Here is a 14262-nt window from a genome sequence, read left to right as displayed (position 1 = left end):
TTCGCCATGATCGTGTCCGTCGGCCGCAAGCGACGTGCCGACCGATCTTGAGGGAGACACGCGATGAATCGTCGGACCGTCCTCGAAGCCACCCTGTTTGGGAGCGTCCTTGCGGCAGCCTCGGTCGCGAGCGCTCCAGCAGCCCAGCAGACCGCGCGATCACCCTATGTGACGGCCCGGGACGGCACGAAGCTGTTCGTGCAGGACTGGGGAAGCGGAAAACCGGTGCTGCTGCTGTCGGCCTGGACCTTCGACGCCAGCACCTGGGGCAGCCACATTGCCGCGCTCACTGAGAAGGGTTTCCGCTGCGTCGCGCCTGACAGGCGCGGGCATGGCCGTTCCGAGATGCCATCGACCGGTTATGACCTGGACACGCTGACCGACGACGTCGCCGCCGTGATCGAGCAGCGCGACCTGCGCGACGTGACGCTGGTCGGCTTCTCCATGGGAACGGCGGAAGCTGTGAACTATCTCGCGCGCTACGGATCGGAGCGGATCGCAAGGCTCGTGCTGGTCGCGCCGACGACGCCGTTCCTGGTCAGGACCGAGGACAATCCGGACGGGATCCCGAAGGCGATGATCGAGGCCGACAACGCCGCCATCGCGCGCGACTTCGCCAAATGGATCGCGGCGAACGAGGCCCCGTTCTTCACCGCCGAGACGCCGGAGATCACGCGGACCTGGATCCGGCAGATGATGCTGAGCGTGCCGCTGCCGGTGGCGCTGGCGTGCCGCAAGACCATTGCGTTCGCCGACCTCCGCAAGGCTGCCGCCGGGATCGATCGCCCGGCGCTGATCGTCCACGGCGACAAGGATGCCAGCGCGCCGCTGCCGCTGACCGGGGCCAAGACCGCCAAACTGATCAAAGGCAGCAAGCTCATCGTCTATGAGGGCGCGCCGCATCCGCTGCCGCTGACGCATGGCGAGCGGCTGCTTGCCGACATGCTCGCGTTCATGGGCGCCTAAAGCACGATCCGGAAAAGTGCGAAGCGGTTTTCCGAAAAGATCATGCTTAAACAACAACCTAAAGCGCGATGACGATTCATCCTGATCTCATCGCGCTTTAGGCGTTCAGCTCGCCCGTGCGATGTCGGTGCGGATGCTCCGCGCCGCCCAGATGAACAGCAGCGCGCCGAGCGTGGTCGTGACCGCCGCCGAGAGCAGGGAATAGCGCACGGCATCCGCGCCATAGCTGCCCTTCAGCGCGTCATTGACCATTCCGACGGCGAGCGGGCCGACGCCCTGGCCGAAGCAGGTGGCGGTGAGCGCGATCAGCGCTGAGGCCAGCGCCCGCATGCTGGGCTTTGCCACCGTCTGCGCGATCGCGAAGATCGGCCCGAGATGGAAGCCGACCAGGAACGAGGTCAGCGCCAGCATGGCGACCATCATCGCAAAATCCTGCGTCAGCATGCACAGCGCGAACACGGGGCCGGCGAGCCCTGAGGTGATCGCGGGCGCCCACAGCTTCCAGCGGTCGTCGCGGCGGCTCACTTGCGCCACCACGAAGCCGCCGAGCAGGGTGCCGGCCATGCCGGCGAGGCCCTTGAAGGTGCCGGCATAGGTGCCGATCTCAGCGCTCGACAGATGGTGCACGCGGGCGAGGAACGGCGGGATCCAGGCCGCGGTCGCGTAGTTCGTGTAGGTCGTCAGGCAGAAGCCGATCAGCACGATGATGAAGCTGCGCTGGGACGCCAGGAAGCGCAGCGTCGGCCCCAGCGGCTCGGGCACAAAATTCTCCTGCATCGCGCCGCGCTTCGGCTCGGAGATCGTCAGCCACAGGATGGCGGCGAGCAGGATGCCGGGCAGGCCCGCGACGTAGAACGCCATCCGCCAGCCATAGTGCTGGTTGACGTAGCCGCCGACGAAATAACCGAGGAAGACGCCGAGATAGGTGCCGATGGCGTAGATGCCGAGCGCGCGCGGACGCTCGTTCTTGGCGAAGAGATCGGCAACGATCGATTGCGAGGCAGGGGAGCCCGCGGATTCGCCGATGCCGACGCCGATGCGGGCCAGCGCCAGCGAGGTCACGCTGGTGGCCGCGCCGCACAGCGCCGTCATCGCGCTCCAGAACGCGAAGGCGACGGCGACGATGTTGCGCCGGTTGAGCCGATCGGCGATCCGCGCGATGGGGATGCCGAGCAGGGAATAGAACAGCGCGAAGCCGAAGCCGGCCAGCAGGCCCATCATGGTGTCGCTGAGGGCAAACTCCTTCTTGATCGGCTCGATCAGGACGTTGAAGATCGTGCGGTCGAGGAAGTTCAGCGCATAGATGATGGTGAGCAGCCCGAGCACGTAATAGCGACGTGCCGAGGGCTTTGCCGCGGCGGCCGTTTGCACCGACACCTGTGACGTCACATCGACCATCGCTTCCCCCAATCTGTCTTTGTTATCGTTGTCGGTCCAGCCCTTGTTGGAGCTGGTTGGTCACCCTTCGCGGATGTAATTCCCCGCTTCGAATTCCACCTGCGGCGCGCTCTTATCGAAGGAGACGCCGATCGGATCGCGGCCCGCTTCCATCGCCTCCAATTGTTCGGTCAGCATGCGGCGGATCATCAGGATGCCGCGGTCGCTCTGGCCGAAATGCTCCTCGGAGTGGACCGTGACCTCGCCCTGGCCGACCTGGGCTTCATAATCACCGGGGAATTGCTGGTGCTCTTCCTCGGTCATGTCCCACCAGAATTTGCCGTTGAATTTCGAGCGCATGCGGCCGATCTCGCCCGATGCCTTGACGCGTCCGGCGACGTAGATCCGGAACGAGGTGTCGTCGATCGGCAGCACCCAGCCGATGGATTCGACGCGAGCGAACTGCGCGACGCGCGGGTTCGGCACCACGCGCAACGTCGGCAGCGCGGCCTCGGAGACGCGGTAGAAGATCTTGCCGTCGTCCTGCTTGCGCTCCGAGCGCACGAGGACGCCGCGCGGCGATTTCTCGAACTTCACCTCCGGAATGGACGCCATCATGTTGGTGAACTGTGGCCCCGAGAACGAGCCGTGCAGCACCGGCACGTGGTAGGGATCGACCACGTTCTCGAAATGCTGCAGCCAGTTGCAGGGAATGACGGCAGGTCCGCCGCCACCGATCGAGGAATCGTCGGCCTCGACCATTTCGCCCTCGTCCATGTTTTCCAGACACTCGTAAGCCGGCAGCACAGGGCGTTTCTCGGCCGGGCCCATATAGGCGAAGATCAGCCCGTAGCGCTCCTCGACCGGATACCAGGGCTGGCGCACCTTGTCCTTGAACTGGCCGCCGTCGGGCTCGCAGGGCTGCTCCAGGCAATGGCCTTCGGTGTCGAACTTCCAGCCGTGATAGCAGCAGCGGATGCCGTCCTCCTCGACCTTGCCGTAGTAGAGCGTGGTGCCGCGATGGCAGCAGCGGGCATGCAAGAGACCGGCGCGGCCATGCTTGTCGCGGAACAGCACGAGATCCTCGCCCAGCGCGCGCACCTTCTTCGGCGTGCCGGTGGCGTCACCGACCAGCCCGACCGGATGCCAGTAGCGGCGCAAAAGCTCGCCCATCGGGGTGCCGCGTACGACAGAGGTGAGCTCGATGCGCGTTTGCGCCGGCTTCATCGCATAGGCCGTGCCGAGATCGCGATCCCGCTGGGTGATGGTCATGCTGGTCCTCCCGCCGCGGCCTTGATGGCCGGGTCTCAACTTCGTCTTTGACCGAGTGAAAGATAATTCGATGACAATGTCAACGATCTTCCAGAACGCCTCTTAATCGCATTCGGATCGGGTTGGGGAGGTTGCGCTACCAAGGCTCAGCCGAGACTTGGCACGCCCTGGCTTTCTTGGCAGAGGTGGACCATGAGCGAGACATTCAGCAGGGCCGGGGGTGCGTCGTCCGACGCGGACGAAAGCCACTCGGCGGCGCCGATCACCGCGATGCTGTCGTCGCGGCTGATGGTGCTCGCCAACCTGCTCAAGCGCGGCGCCATCCTGCGCTACAAGCGCCTCACCGGATTGTCCTCGGTGGAGTTCGGTCTCGTCGCCTCGCTCGGCCGCCGTCCGCCGATGAGCGTGGCGCGTCTCGCCGAGGCTGTCGGCCAGGACAAGGGGCAGATCAGCCGCGCGCTCGCCAATCTGTTGTCGCGCAAGCTGATCGCGAAATCGGCAAACCCGAAAGACAGCCGCGAGGTGCTGATCTCGCTGACTGCGGCGGGCCTCGCCGCGCATGATGCGATCGTCGAAGGCGCACAGGAGCGCAATCGGCAATTGCTGGAACAGTTGAGCACGAACGAGCTCGAGACGCTGCTGGCGCAGATCGATCGCCTCACGGCCGCCGCCGAGAAGATGCTCGAAGCAGAAAAGGAAGCGCGCTGAGCGCGCGGAAACATCCGGAACGCCGGAACCGGATTGGACTCCTTCTAAGAACGTTTCAATTAGGGAATTCGCGCGCGCTCACATAAGCGTCGCTGCAAGCGCATGCCGCGCGGGGATCGGCGGCATGACGCATCAAACATGCAGCTTCGGGGTGGCGCGTTGAACAGTCTTGGAATGCTGCGGTCGGCCGTGTTGGCGACCGCATCCGCTTGGGTTTTGGTACCGCAGGCATCGCTTGCGCAATCGTCCACGCAGAGTGGGGCGCAGAACCTGCCGCCGGTGACCGTTGCGGCACCGGAACAGCGCCGCCGTGCGGCCGCGGCCCCCCAGCGCCGTGCGGCGCGATCGGTGCAGACCCCCAATCGAACCAATCCGCAGCCGCAGCGCAATGTCGGCGTCGTCGAGACGCCGAGCGGCCCGGTGCATGGTTATGTCGCGCGTCGCAGCTCGTCCGGCACCAAGACCAACACGCCGATCATGGAGACGCCGCAGTCAGTCTCGGTCATCGGCGCCGAGCAGATCCGCGACCAGAAGGCGAACAAGCTGGACGAGGTCCTGCGCTACACCGCCGGCGTGCGCGCCGGCACTTTCGGCGCGGACACGCGCAACGACTGGTGGCTGATCCGCGGCTTCAAGTCGGACGACGTCGGACTGTTCCTCGACGGCATGCAGCTGTTCTACACGTCTTATGCGAGCTGGAAGCTGCAGACGCCCAACATGGAGCGAGTCGAGGTGCTGCGCGGCCCGTCGGCGGTGCTCTACGGCGGATCGAGCCCGAGCGGCATCGTCAACGTCATCAGCAAGATGCCGCCGGCCGAGCCGATCCGCTATGTCGAGACCGGCGTCAACAATTTCGGCAACGCCTATGTCGGCTTCGATTTCGGCGGGCCGGTCGCGACGCAGCCGCAGAATGGCAAACAGGATGGCAAGCTGTTCTACCGCGTGGTCGGCCAGGTCCAGAACGGCCCGACGCAGGTCAATTTCACGCCCGACAACAATTATTTCATCGCGCCGTCCTTCACCTGGAAGCCGGATGCCGACACCACGTTCACGGTGCTGGCCTCGGCCTCGCGGCAGGAGACGCGCGGCATCAACTTCCTGCCCTATCAGGGCACCGTGACAAACGCGCCGTTCGGCAAGATTCCGACCAGCTTCTTCGTCGGCGATCCCAGCGTGGACAAGTTCACGCGCGAGCAGGAAATGCTTGGCTATCAGTTCGAGCGCAATCTCACCGACGACCTCACGTTCCGCCAGAATGCCCGCTTTGCGCATGTCGACGTGACCTATCGCGGCTATGTCGGCAACGGCTGGGACAACATCAACACGGCCACGATGGGCCGGTACAATTGGTATGCGAAGGACACCGCCAACCAGGGCAATCTCGACAACCAGCTAGAATACCGCTTCGGCACCGGTCCCGTGAAGCACACGATGCTGTTCGGCGTCGATTTGCGCGGCTACCAGATCGACGACTATCAGGCCTTCAACTTCGGCACGGTGCCGTCGATCAACGTGTTCAATCCGGTTTATGGCGTGAACGTTCCGATCACCGGCGCACCGTTCCGCAACTTCCTGATCACGCAGAAGCAGGCCGGCACCTACGTTCAGGACCAGATGAAGCTCGGCAACTTCACGCTGGTGCTCAGCGGCCGCAACGATTGGGTCGAGACCACGCAGGCCGCGCGTGACACCGGCGCGAACGTCGCTCAACGCGACGACAGCCGGTTCAGCGGACGCGCCGGATTGATCTACAATTTCGACAACGGTATCGCGCCCTATATCTCCTATGCGACGAGCTACAATCCCGTCATCGGTCTGAATGCGAGCAACCAGCTGCTGCTTCCGGAGACCGGCAAGCAGGCTGAAATCGGCGTCAAGGTCGCACCGAAGGGATTTGACGGCTATTTCACGGCCTCATTCTTCGACCTGAAGCGCCAGAACGCGCTGACCACCGATCCGACGAATGCGCTGCTGCAGAACCAGACCGGCGAGGTGACCTCGCGCGGCATCGAGCTCGAAGCGGTGGCCAACGCCACCAGGGAGCTGAAGCTGATCGGTGCCTTCACGGCCTATCACCTGTTCACCAGTAGGGATCTCGACCCGTCGCTGGTCGGCAAGACCCCGACCAACACGCCGGAGCTGCTGGTCTCGGGCTGGGCGGACTACACCTTCAAGGATGGGCCGCTCGAGGGATTCGGTTTCGGTGGCGGCGTTCGCTATGTCGGCTCCTCCTGGGCCGACGCCGCCAACACGCTCGAGGTTCCCGCTGTCGTGCTCGGCGACCTCGCACTCCATTACGAGTGGCAGAACTGGCGCACGGCTCTCAACGTGATCAACCTGACCGACAAGATCTACGTCGCGAGCTGCGCGTCGGCGACGTCCTGCTTCTACGGCGACCGCCGGCGCGTCACCGCCAGCGTCTCCTACAAATGGTAGGCGCAGGCGCGGGGAGGGCGGCGTGAAGGCGCGCACGGTCAGGCTCTGGTCCGTGGTCCACACTTGGACCAGCCTGATCTCGACCGTCTTCCTGCTGCTGCTCTGCCTGACCGGCCTGCCGCTGATCTTCCATCACGAGATCGATGAGCTCCTGGGCTATGCCCCCCAGCCCGAAGCTCATGCGGGCGCGGCGCGCGCGACGACGCAAGCCATCGCCGACGCCGCGCTCGCCGCCGATCCCGGCCGCGTGCTGCAATATATCTCCTGGGACAAGGACGAGCCCGGGATCGTCACCGCCTTTACCAACAGCGCCGTCGACGGGCTGCCGGACAATACGACGGTGCGCGCCTTCGATGCTGTCTCGACAAAACTGCTCGGGCCGGTCGGCGTCGGGCCGATGCTGATCATGCTCAAGCTGCACACCGACATGTTTGCAGGTCAGCCCGGCAAGCTGTTCCTCGGCGGGATGGGCCTATTGTTTGCGATCGCCATCGTCTCCGGCGTGGTGCTGTACTGGCCGTTCACCCGCCGCCTGCGCTTTGCAACCATTCGGGACAGCGCCTCGCGCCGCGTCCGCTGGCTCGACTGGCACAATCTGATCGGGGTCGTGACGATCGCCTGGGCGCTGGTGGTGGGCTTGACCGGCGTCGTCAACACCTGGGCCGAGCTGATGCTGAACCAGTGGAAGGCGACCGAGCTCGCCAGCATGGTCGCGCCCTATGCCGGCAAGCCGCCGCCGACGCGTCTAGCCTCGCTCGATGACGTCGTTGCGCGCGCCAGACAGACAGCGCCCGGCATGGAGATCGCCTTCATCGCGTTCCCGGGCACGCCCTTCACCTCCTCGCATCATTTCGCCGCCTTCATGCGCGGCGACACCGCGCTGACGGCGCGGCTGCTCAAGCCGGTGCTGCTCGATGGCGAGACCGGGGAGGTGGCCGACAGCCGGGCGCTGCCGCTCTGTCTCCAGGCGCTTCTGATCTCGCAGCCGCTGCATTTCGGCGATTATGGCGGGATGCCGCTGAAGGTGATCTGGGCCGCGCTCGACCTGCTCACCATCGTTGTGATCGGCAGCGGTCTCTATCTCTGGGTGGCGCGCCGGCGCAAGCGCGTGTCAGCGAAGTCCGACGCATTCGCCAGACGAGCCCCGGTCCCGTCGTGATGCATGGCTCCTCTGACCGATCGCGCCTGTGGATACGTGTCTTTGCTGCACCTATCCTGCTCGCGGCCGCGACCATCACCGGCCTCCTGGCCGCGCTGCTCTGGGGCGAGCCTGGCCAATATGTCGCCTGGGTGACGGTAGGGGCGCCTGTCTTCGTTGTAAGCTGGATTTTGCTGCGCCGCGGCTTAAATAAAGTGAGCCGCTCCAACAGCGGACGTCACCGCCGAGCGCGCGTGAACTGATCGGGATCACCCTTGCTGGGGCGGTCGATCTGCTCCATACCAGCCGCGGGGTGATTCCGGGGTTTCCACGGTTCAGGGGGCGGCAAAAGGGCCTAAATAGAGCGTGTCTTGCGCCCATTGGTGCACTGCGCTAAGGCTCAGAATAATTCCAAATCGGACGAATCCGTGGCTGTCCCGAGGCTGCGGGAAAAAGGGCTCGTCAATGAGCGGCATCTTACAGAACTATCTTCCACTCGTCGTTTTTATAGGGGTAGCGGGCCTCATCGGCCTGGTGCTGCTGATCGCGCCCTTCATCGTCGCGTTCCAGCAGCCGGACCCGGAAAAGCTGTCGGCGTATGAGTGCGGTTTCAACGCCTTCGACGACGCCCGCATGAAGTTCGACGTCCGCTTCTATCTGGTCGCCATCCTCTTCATCATCTTCGACCTCGAGGTGGCGTTCCTGTTTCCCTGGGCGGTGGCGTTCGGCAAGCTTGGCGCGACCGGCTTCTGGTCCATGGTGGTGTTCCTCGCCGTGCTGACGGTCGGGTTCGCCTATGAATGGAAGAAAGGGGCACTCGAATGGGATTGAACCCTGCAACGTCCACCGGTCCGGTCGTCGCGCCGGCCCCCAAGGGCATCCTGGATCCGTCGACCGGCAAGCCGGTCGGGGCCAATGATCCGTTCTTCCTCGAGGTCAATCACGAGCTGTCCGACAAGGGCTTCTTCGTGGCCGCGACCGACGACCTCATCACCTGGGCCCGCACCGGCTCCCTGATGTGGATGACCTTCGGTCTCGCCTGCTGCGCGGTCGAGATGATGCAGGTGTCGATGCCGCGCTATGACGTCGAGCGCTTCGGCTTCGCCCCGCGTGCCTCGCCGCGCCAGTCCGACGTGATGATCGTCGCGGGAACGCTGACCAACAAGATGGCGCCGGCGCTGCGCAAGGTCTACGACCAGATGCCGGAGCCGCGCTACGTCATCTCGATGGGCTCCTGCGCCAATGGCGGCGGCTACTATCACTATTCCTACTCGGTCGTGCGCGGCTGCGACCGCATCGTGCCGATCGACATCTACGTGCCGGGCTGCCCGCCCACGGCGGAAGCGCTGCTCTACGGCGTGCTGCTGCTCCAGAAGAAGATCCGGCGCACCGGCACCATCGAACGCTAAGGTTTTACGTCATGGACGACGGCAAGCTCGACGCCCTTGGGCAAACGATCGTTAGCGCGCTTCCGGGCGCCGCCACCGGTCACACGGTGGCCTTCAACCAGCTCACGGTTGATGTCGAGGCCAGCAAGATCGTCGAGGTGGTCAAGCACCTCCGCCACGATCCGAGCTGCCGTTTCGTCAACATCACCGACATCACGGCGGTCGACTATCCCTCGCGCGAAAAGCGCTTCGACGTGATCTATCACTTCCTGTCACCGACCCTGAACACGCGGATCCGGCTCCGCGTCGCCGCCGACGAGACCACGCAGGTTCCGTCGCTGATCGACGAATTCCCCGGCGCCGACTGGTTCGAGCGCGAGGCCTACGATCTCTACGGCGTGTTCTTCGTCGGCCATCCCGACATGCGCCGCCTGCTTACCGATTACGGTTTCGAGGGCCATCCGCTGCGCAAGGATTTCCCGCTCACCGGCTTCGTCGAGGTTCGCTACGACGACCAGGAGAAGCGGGTGGTGTACGAGCCGGTCCGGCTCAACCAGGAATTCCGCAAGTTCGATTTCCTCTCGCCATGGGAAGGGGCGGACTATCCGCTTCCCGGTGACGAGAAGGCAGGACCGAAGGCCTGATCATGAACGAGCAACCTGAACAGCTTCGCAATTTTACGATCAACTTTGGACCGCAGCATCCGGCGGCGCACGGTGTGTTGCGTCTGGTGCTGGAGCTTGACGGCGAAATCGTCGCCCGCGTCGATCCCCATATCGGCCTGCTTCACCGCGGTACCGAGAAGCTGATCGAGCAGAAGACCTATCTCCAGGCGATCCCGTATTTCGATCGCCTCGATTACGTCGCGCCGATGAACCAGGAGCACGCCTTCTGCCTCGCCGCCGAAAAGCTGCTCGGCATCGAGGTGCCGCGCCGCGGCCAGCTGATCCGCGTGCTCTATTGCGAGATCGGCCGCATTCTCTCTCACCTTCTCAATGTCACCACGCAGGCGATGGACGTCGGCGCGCTGACCCCGCCGCTGTGGGGCTTCGAAGAGCGCGAGAAGCTGATGGTATTCTACGAGCGCGCCTCCGGCAGCCGCATGCACGCAGCCTTCTTCCGCGTCGGCGGCGTGCATCAGGACCTGCCGCAGAAGCTGGTCGACGACATCGAGGCGTGGTGCGATCCGTTCCTGAAGGTCGTCGACGACCTCGATCGCCTGCTCACCGCCAACCGCATCTTCAAGCAGCGCAACGTCGATATCGGCGTGGTGCCGCTGAAGGAAGCCTGGGAGTGGGGTTTCTCGGGCGTGATGGTGCGCGGCTCGGGCGCGGCCTGGGACCTGCGCAAGTCGCAACCCTATGAGTGCTACGCCGAGATGGATTTCGACATTCCGATCGGCAAGAACGGCGACTGCTACGACCGCTACCTGATCCGCATGGAAGAGATGCGCCAGTCCGTGCGCATCATGAGGCAGTGCATCCAGAAGCTGAACGCGCCGGATGGCAAGGGCCCCGTCGTCGTCGCCGACAACAAGGTCGCGCCGCCGCGCCGCGGCGAGATGAAGCGCTCGATGGAAGCGCTGATCCACCACTTCAAGCTCTACACCGAGGGCGTTCACGTGCCGGCCGGCGAAGTCTATGCCGCCGTCGAAGCGCCCAAGGGTGAGTTCGGCGTTTATCTCGTCTCCGACGGAACCAACAAGCCCTACAAGTGCAAGATCCGCGCGCCGGGCTTTGCCCATCTGCAGGCCATGGACCACATCTGCCGCGGCCACCTGCTCGCCGACGTCTCGGCGATTCTCGGCTCGCTCGACATCGTGTTCGGAGAGGTCGATCGGTGATGGGGCAGGCGCCAATCCAGTTTGACCGAGCCTCGGGGGCCCTTGAAGGGGCCAACCTGTGGGAGCGGACGGCTGCCTTGGCGCTGGTGACGGGATCGAAGATCTCCTCGCACTTCTCGCACATGGGCTACATCGCCTGCGCCAACCTGCTGCGAAAGACGCTGCCGGAGCGCAACATCGCGATCAGGCTCAATCCCGACGCCGTGTTCGAGTTTCCCTACGGCGATGGCTATTGGAGCAAGCTGCTCAACCGCTCGTACAATTACGAGGACGAGCTCGAGCTGCTGTTCGCCGATAGCGTCGACGTCGACTACACGCTGCTCGATTGCGGCGCGAACTACGGCTACTGGTCGGTGCTGGTGTCGAGCAAGCCGTTCGGTTCGCACAAGGCGATCGCGATCGAGCCGTCGGGCCAGAACTATCCGAAACTCGCCAACAATGCCCGCGTCAACGGTGGTCGCTTCGAAACCATGAAGTGCGCGATCGGCGCCACGCGCGGCACCGCGCGTCTGTCAGGCACCAAGCACGAAGCCTTCAGCATCGCCGGCGATCCGTCTGATGGCGGCGAGGAAGTGCCTGTCCTCGCGCTCGACAATCTGATCGACGACGGCAAGGTCGCAAGCACCGGCAAATACCTGATCAAGCTCGACGTCGAGGGCGTCGAGATCGAGGCGATCAAGGGTGGCGCCCGGCTGCTTGAGGCCGACAGCGTCATCATGTGCGAGGAGCACGGCAGCGACCGCTCGCATGCGGTGTCGCGCTACATCCTCGAACAGACCCCGCTGAAGCTGATCGTGTTCGATCCGCGCAGCAACCGTCTGGAGACCGTGACCGAGCTGTCGATCCTCGACCGCATCAAGGTCTCGACCCACGTCGGCTACAACGTTTTCGGCACCGCAAGCGCGTTCTGGCAGGACAGGATTGATACCCTGAATGCCAAGACCGCGCGCCGTATGCAGTGAGAGATAAGAGATGTCCGTTCGCCGATTAGCACCGAAGGAAGTCCAGCCCGCGAGCTTTGCGTTCACGGAGGAGAACCTCGCATTCGCCAAGCAGCAGATCGCGAAATATCCGGCCGGCCGACAGGCTTCTGCAGTGATCGCGATCCTCTGGCGCGTCCAGGAGCAGCACGAAGGCTGGGTGTCGGAAGCCGCGATCCGCGCGGTCGCCGACCTGCTCGACATGCCCTATATCCGCGTGCTGGAAGTCGCGACCTTCTACACGATGTTCCAGCTCGCCCCGGTCGGCAAGAAGGCCCACGTCCAGGTCTGCGGCACCACGCCGTGCCGGCTGCGCGGCGCCGAGGATCTGATCCACGTCTGCGAGCACCGCATCCATCACGAGCCCTTCCACCTCTCCAAGGACGGCAATTTCAGCTGGGAAGAGGTCGAGTGCCTGGGCGCCTGCGTGAACGCGCCGATGGTGCTGATCGGCAAGGATACTTATGAGGACCTGACCAAGGAAAGCTTCGGCAAGGTGCTCGACGGCTTCGCGTCGGGCAATCCGCCCAAGCCCGGCCCGCAGAACGGCCGCCAGTTCTCGGCGCCGATCACCGGGCCGACCACGTTGAAGGAGATCACCTGATGCGTGGTCTCTCGCAGCCTTCGGTGGAGGGGAGCGGTGCCATGAAGAAGTGGGGCTTCATCGCAATGCATGCCGCCGTGGCGGCCGCCTTCATCTTTCTCCTGCAACGCTTCAGCCTGAACGCGTCGCTGGAATCCAGCCTGCTCTGGGCGCTGACGTTTGGCGTCTGCGCCGCCGGGCTTGCCTACAAGCAAGCCAACCGTTGATCGGAAAGCACTGAAATGCTCGAGGACAAGGATCGCATCTTCAAGAACCTCTACGGCCTCCACGATTGGGGGCTCGAGGGCGCGCGGCGCCGCGGCGCCTGGGATGGCACGAAGAACATCATCGACAAGGGCCGCGACTGGATCATCAACGAGATGAAGGCCTCAGGGCTCCGCGGCCGCGGCGGCGCCGGCTTCCCGACCGGTCTGAAGTGGTCCTTCATGCCGAAGGAATCGACCGACGGCCGTCCGAGCTATCTCGTCGTCAACGCCGACGAGTCCGAGCCCGGCACCTGCAAGGATCGCGAGATCATGCGGCACGATCCGCATCTCTTGATCGAGGGCTGCCTGATCGCGAGCTGCGCGATGAACGCGCACACCTGCTACATCTATGTCCGCGGCGAGTTCATCCGCGAGCGCGAGCATCTCCAGGCCGCGATCGACCAGGCCTATGACGCCAAGCTGGTGGGCAAGGACAACGTCAACGGCTGGCCGTTCGACATCTATGTCGCCCACGGCGCCGGCGCCTACATCTGCGGCGAGGAGACCGCGCTGCTCGAGAGCCTCGAGGGCAAGAAGGGCCAGCCGCGCCTGAAGCCGCCGTTCCCGGCGAACGTCGGCCTGTTCGGTTGCCCGACCACCGTCAACAACGTCGAGTCGATCGCCGTTGCGCCCGACATCCTGCGCCGTGGCGCGGCCTGGTTCGCCGGCATCGGCCGTCCGAACAATGTCGGCACGAAACTGTTCTGCATCTCCGGCCATGTCGAGCGGCCCTGCAACGTCGAAGAGGCCATGGGCATTCCGTTCCGTGAGCTGATCGACAAGCATTGCGGCGGCATCCGCGGCGGCTGGGACAACCTCAAGGCCGTGATCCCCGGCGGCTCGTCGGTGCGCATGGTGCCGGCCGAGCAGATCATCGACACGCCGATGGATTTCGACAGCTTGAGCAAGCTGCGCTCGGGCCTCGGCACCGCGGCCGTGATTGTGATGGACAAGTCCACGGACCTGATCCGCGCCATCGCCCGTATTTCGTACTTCTACAAGCATGAGAGCTGCGGCCAGTGTACGCCGTGCCGCGAGGGCACGGGCTGGATGTGGCGCGTGCTCACCCGCATGGCCGAGGGTCGCGCGCATAAGCGCGAGATCGACATGCTGCTCGAAGTGACCAAGCAGGTCGAAGGCCACACCATCTGCGCGCTCGGCGACGCAGCCGCCTGGCCGATCCAGGGCCTGATCGCGCATTTCCGTCATGAGATCGAAGCGCGCATCGACCAGTATTCGCACAAGGCCGACATCGACGATATCGGCGTCCGCGATCCCGTGAACATGGTCGCGGCGGAGTAAGAG

At 64.4% G+C, this 14262-nt stretch carries 14 protein-coding genes; 12 read left to right on the top strand and 2 right to left on the bottom strand.

The annotated features are described in order from the left end of the window. The first annotated feature begins 63 nt into the window (after positions 1–63). Positions 64–966 (top strand): alpha/beta fold hydrolase, encoded by a 903-nt coding sequence (locus WN72_RS26970; protein ID WP_092213956.1) that lies wholly within the window; start codon positions 64–66, stop codon positions 964–966. Positions 967–1071: 105 nt separating this feature from the next. On the opposite strand, the gene WN72_RS26965 is transcribed toward WN72_RS26970, so the two are convergent. Beyond that, a complete protein-coding gene (locus WN72_RS26965; protein ID WP_092213958.1) occupies positions 1072–2364 on the bottom strand; it encodes a spinster family MFS transporter in 1293 nt (430 codons plus the stop codon). 60 nt (positions 2365–2424) lie between these two features. Next, complete coding sequence (locus WN72_RS26960; protein ID WP_027559493.1) at positions 2425–3615, bottom strand: aromatic ring-hydroxylating dioxygenase subunit alpha; 1191 nt, start codon at positions 3613–3615, stop codon at positions 2425–2427. Between the two features lie 192 nt (positions 3616–3807). Between WN72_RS26960 and WN72_RS26955 the strand changes: the two genes are divergently transcribed. The 11 genes from WN72_RS26955 to nuoF all read left to right on the top strand — a co-directional run bounded on the left by WN72_RS26955 (position 3808) and on the right by nuoF (position 14259). Continuing rightward, a complete protein-coding gene (locus WN72_RS26955) occupies positions 3808–4323 on the top strand; it encodes a MarR family winged helix-turn-helix transcriptional regulator (protein ID WP_027559492.1) in 516 nt (171 codons plus the stop codon). Between the two features lie 174 nt (positions 4324–4497). Continuing rightward, complete coding sequence (locus WN72_RS26950; protein ID WP_167380691.1) at positions 4498–6759, top strand: TonB-dependent siderophore receptor; 2262 nt, start codon at positions 4498–4500, stop codon at positions 6757–6759. Positions 6760–6781: 22 nt separating this feature from the next. After that, positions 6782–7918: a PepSY-associated TM helix domain-containing protein gene (locus WN72_RS26945; RefSeq protein WP_092213962.1), complete on the top strand. Its 1137-nt coding sequence runs from the start codon at positions 6782–6784 to the stop codon at positions 7916–7918. A 444-nt stretch (positions 7919–8362) separates the two neighbouring features. Next, positions 8363–8728 (top strand): NADH-quinone oxidoreductase subunit A, encoded by a 366-nt coding sequence (locus tag WN72_RS26940; RefSeq protein ID WP_008136158.1) that lies wholly within the window; start codon positions 8363–8365, stop codon positions 8726–8728. Further along, entirely contained in the window at positions 8719–9306 is a 588-nt protein-coding gene (locus WN72_RS26935) for a NuoB/complex I 20 kDa subunit family protein (RefSeq protein WP_167380692.1), read from the top strand. Before WN72_RS26940 ends, WN72_RS26935 begins: the two co-directional genes overlap by 10 nt. Before the next feature lie 11 nt (positions 9307–9317). Further along, on the top strand, positions 9318–9929 hold the full coding sequence (locus tag WN72_RS26930) for an NADH-quinone oxidoreductase subunit C (RefSeq protein ID WP_092213966.1): 612 nt from the start codon (positions 9318–9320) through the stop codon (positions 9927–9929). A gap of 2 nt (positions 9930–9931) precedes the next feature. Beyond that, positions 9932–11128, top strand: coding sequence for an NADH-quinone oxidoreductase subunit D (locus WN72_RS26925; RefSeq protein WP_027559488.1), 1197 nt, complete (start codon positions 9932–9934; stop codon positions 11126–11128). Continuing rightward, positions 11128–12090, top strand: a complete 963-nt coding sequence (locus WN72_RS26920; protein WP_167380693.1) for an FkbM family methyltransferase — start codon at positions 11128–11130, stop codon at positions 12088–12090. The genes WN72_RS26925 and WN72_RS26920 overlap by 1 nt, the downstream gene beginning before the upstream one ends. Before the next feature lie 10 nt (positions 12091–12100). Beyond that, positions 12101–12712, top strand: a complete 612-nt coding sequence (gene nuoE / locus WN72_RS26915) for an NADH-quinone oxidoreductase subunit NuoE (RefSeq protein ID WP_027559486.1) — start codon at positions 12101–12103, stop codon at positions 12710–12712. After that, positions 12712–12918, top strand: a complete 207-nt coding sequence (locus WN72_RS26910; protein ID WP_027559485.1) for a hypothetical protein — start codon at positions 12712–12714, stop codon at positions 12916–12918. Before nuoE ends, WN72_RS26910 begins: the two co-directional genes overlap by 1 nt. 15 nt (positions 12919–12933) lie before the next feature. Next, positions 12934–14259: an NADH-quinone oxidoreductase subunit NuoF gene (gene nuoF, locus WN72_RS26905; protein ID WP_027559484.1), complete on the top strand. Its 1326-nt coding sequence runs from the start codon at positions 12934–12936 to the stop codon at positions 14257–14259. Positions 14260–14262: the final 3 nt, after the last annotated feature.

The organism is Bradyrhizobium arachidis (assembly GCF_015291705.1).
Taxonomy (GTDB): Bacteria; Pseudomonadota; Alphaproteobacteria; order Rhizobiales; family Xanthobacteraceae; genus Bradyrhizobium; species Bradyrhizobium arachidis.
This window is presented reverse-complemented; position numbering and strand designations above follow the sequence as displayed.

Bases quoted from the DNA above. Each gene is read 5' to 3' on its own strand.
- WN72_RS26960 (WP_027559493.1), bottom strand. From the start codon at position 3,615: ATGACCATCACCCAGCGGGATCGCGATCTCGGCACGGCCTATGCGATG.
- WN72_RS26950 (WP_167380691.1), top strand. From the start codon at position 4,498: ATGCTGCGGTCGGCCGTGTTGGCGACCGCATCCGCTTGGGTTTTGGTA.
- WN72_RS26920 (WP_167380693.1), top strand. From the start codon at position 11,128: ATGGGGCAGGCGCCAATCCAGTTTGACCGAGCCTCGGGGGCCCTTGAA.
- WN72_RS26930 (WP_092213966.1), top strand. From the start codon at position 9,318: ATGGACGACGGCAAGCTCGACGCCCTTGGGCAAACGATCGTTAGCGCG.
- nuoE (WP_027559486.1), top strand. From the start codon at position 12,101: ATGTCCGTTCGCCGATTAGCACCGAAGGAAGTCCAGCCCGCGAGCTTT.
- WN72_RS26925 (WP_027559488.1), top strand. From the start codon at position 9,932: ATGAACGAGCAACCTGAACAGCTTCGCAATTTTACGATCAACTTTGGA.
- nuoF (WP_027559484.1), top strand. From the start codon at position 12,934: ATGCTCGAGGACAAGGATCGCATCTTCAAGAACCTCTACGGCCTCCAC.
- WN72_RS26910 (WP_027559485.1), top strand. From the start codon at position 12,712: ATGCGTGGTCTCTCGCAGCCTTCGGTGGAGGGGAGCGGTGCCATGAAG.
- WN72_RS26955 (WP_027559492.1), top strand. From the start codon at position 3,808: ATGAGCGAGACATTCAGCAGGGCCGGGGGTGCGTCGTCCGACGCGGAC.
- WN72_RS26970 (WP_092213956.1), top strand. From the start codon at position 64: ATGAATCGTCGGACCGTCCTCGAAGCCACCCTGTTTGGGAGCGTCCTT.
- WN72_RS26965 (WP_092213958.1), bottom strand. From the start codon at position 2,364: ATGGTCGATGTGACGTCACAGGTGTCGGTGCAAACGGCCGCCGCGGCA.
- WN72_RS26935 (WP_167380692.1), top strand. From the start codon at position 8,719: ATGGGATTGAACCCTGCAACGTCCACCGGTCCGGTCGTCGCGCCGGCC.
- WN72_RS26940 (WP_008136158.1), top strand. From the start codon at position 8,363: ATGAGCGGCATCTTACAGAACTATCTTCCACTCGTCGTTTTTATAGGG.